This window comes from Meiothermus hypogaeus, assembly GCF_003574035.1.
Taxonomy (GTDB): Bacteria; Deinococcota; Deinococci; order Deinococcales; family Thermaceae; genus Meiothermus; species Meiothermus hypogaeus.
Genome location: NZ_QWKY01000166.1, coordinates 1 through 1,177, shown reverse-complemented (window position 1 = coordinate 1,177; position 1,177 = coordinate 1). Strand labels below are relative to the sequence as shown.

The window sequence follows — 1,177 nt, the reverse complement described above, 5'->3', positions numbered from 1 at the left end:
CAGACTTGACCGCTATACATCTTTTGTATGCAACCCCAGGAACCTCAAAGCGGAGAGGGGGTTGAAGGAGAAGGCTTCCAGGGCGGCTTTTTTAGCCTGGACCTTGCGGTAGTTGAGGCAGTTCAGCACGAAAGCCCGCAGGGCACAAAGGTTGAAGGCCAGGGCGCCACGGGCCTGGGCATGGTCCTCGCGTAAGAGCACGTCGCGTACCCAGAAGTTCCGGTTCTCCACGCCCCAGCGTTGGCGCATGAGTTCGCCCAGACGCCTGGCCCCCGCCGCCTCGGGTCTGAGGCTACTCAGGGCGTAGTGCACGCTGTAGCGCTGCTGCTTGCTGCGCTTATGCCACACCCAGCGCTCCAGGCGCACGGCCTGCCGGGCAAAAGGGAAGTCCAGCCAGGGGGGGAGATGGGGGGAGGCCGAGGCCCGGTAGCGCCACACCTCCCCGTCACGGAGTTCTTCCCACTGGACGATGCTTTCCCCGGGCAGGGGATGCTCGTCCAGGCAAGCGAACAGCCACTCTACCGCCTCCAACGCCCGGGCTTGGTTGGCTCTCAGGCTCAGCAGGTAATCCCCCCCTTAGCCCGGATGGCTTCGGCCACCCGGGGGTAGAGGAAGCCCGCGTCGGCCACCACCACCCGACCGGCTAAACCCTCCAGCCCCATGCGCTCCAGCAGACCCAGCAAGGCCTCATCCTCCCGCCCACCGACTTGGGCCTGGGCCAGGCTGTGGCGGGCTTGCTCACACCACAGCTCCACCACCCGCACCACCGGGCTCTCGCCTTTAGCACTCCCCCGCAAGACCTTGCCATCCGCGACCAGGGCAGAGGTAGTAGCGGTAGAGGTAGGGAAAGAGGCGGGAAGGGGGAGTTCGGGAAAGACCTGTTGCAGGGCTGAACCCAGCGCTTGCGGGTCCAAGCGGCGGATGAGCTGGGCGATTGAGCTGCGTCCTGGGGCCTTGCGCAAGCCCAGGGGCTTACACAGGAAGGGATTGGCTTGGGCAAAGCGGGCCACACCCCGCAGGGAGTCCACCCGGCACACAAAGGCCACCAGCACCAATGCCACCACCCCCCACAGCGGATAGCGCCGGTTCTGGTAGCGTGGATCGTCCAATGAGGCTAAGGCTTCGCGTAAGTTCATGCCTCTATCTAGCCTCAACCCTGAATAACGGTCAAGTCTGG

The 1,177-nt window shown here is 64.7% G+C and carries 2 protein-coding genes; both read right to left on the bottom strand.

The window, feature by feature from the left end:
• Positions 1-12: 12 nt before the first annotated feature.
• Positions 13-531, bottom strand: a complete 519-nt coding sequence (locus Mhypo_RS18700) for a hypothetical protein (RefSeq protein ID WP_036197009.1) — start codon at positions 529-531, stop codon at positions 13-15.
• 26 nt (positions 532-557) lie between these two features.
• Positions 558-1,136: a transposase family protein gene (locus Mhypo_RS18695; protein ID WP_027887990.1), complete on the bottom strand. Its 579-nt coding sequence runs from the start codon at positions 1,134-1,136 to the stop codon at positions 558-560.
• Between the last annotated feature and the right edge of the window lie 41 nt (positions 1,137-1,177).